The sequence below is a fragment of the Vibrio sp. 2033 genome (assembly GCF_033339735.1).
Genome location: NZ_JAWOVC010000160.1, coordinates 1 through 912 on the forward strand (window position 1 = coordinate 1; position 912 = coordinate 912).

Here is a 912-nt window from a genome sequence, read left to right on the forward strand (position 1 = left end):
CTTACTGCAACAGATGGGCTTTTTGTACTCTCTGCAAGATGACTACCCGAAAGCAGCAAAGTATTTTGCTGATGCGTTAAGTTTAAACGCACTTCCAGTGCCTGTAGCCCAGCAAGTTCGTTATAGCTTGGCGCAGCTTTACTTAGCCGAAGGGCAATTTAAAAAGTCAGTAGCAACCATGAATGAGTGGTTCAAAATTGCAGAAACCACTGAAGAAAAGCCACAAGCGCATGCATACATCACTCTAGCGAGTGCTTATGTTCAGCTAGAAGATTACAAAAACGCGATTCCACCAGCTAAGCAAGCAATCGCTATGAGTAAAGAACCTAGTGAATCTTGGTATCAGCTACTGATGTCTGCGCATTATGAACTTAAGCAGTTCAAGAGCGTTGCGGGTGTATTGAAAATATTAACCACTAAATATCCAAAAAATAAGCGTTACTGGACTCAATTGTCTGGTATTTACATGGAGTTAAATCAAGAGCGCAATGCCCTTTCAACACTAGAAATGGCTCATAAATTGGGTCTATTAGAAGGTGAGAAAGAATACCTGCGTTTAGTAAACTTCCAAGCTTATCAAGGGGTGCCTTTCCGCGCAGCGAAAACACTTCAAGCAGCCTTTGATAATGGTCATGTAGAACGCAACGCAAAAAATTTGGAAACACTTGGTTCGTTTTGGCAGCAAGCACAAGAACTTGAACAGGCTATCGACGTCTATCAGCAAGCTTACAATCTTGCTCCACAAGCAAAAACTCAAATAAAAATTGCTCGTCTAATGATTTTAGACAAGCAATATACGGAGGCGACGAAATTTACGCAAAACGCCGCCCCAGATGCTAAGCACGAACAAAAAGGAGAGCTCTCTTACATTCGTGGCATGGGATAGTTTGAGTTAAAGCATGCGCGTAAGGC

1 pseudogene is annotated in these 912 nt (G+C 42.2%); it reads left to right on the forward strand.

What is annotated here, in order from left to right:
- Positions 1-880, forward strand: a pseudogene (locus tag R7P74_RS25305) (tetratricopeptide repeat protein); the annotation flags it as partial.
- Positions 881-912: the final 32 nt, after the last annotated feature.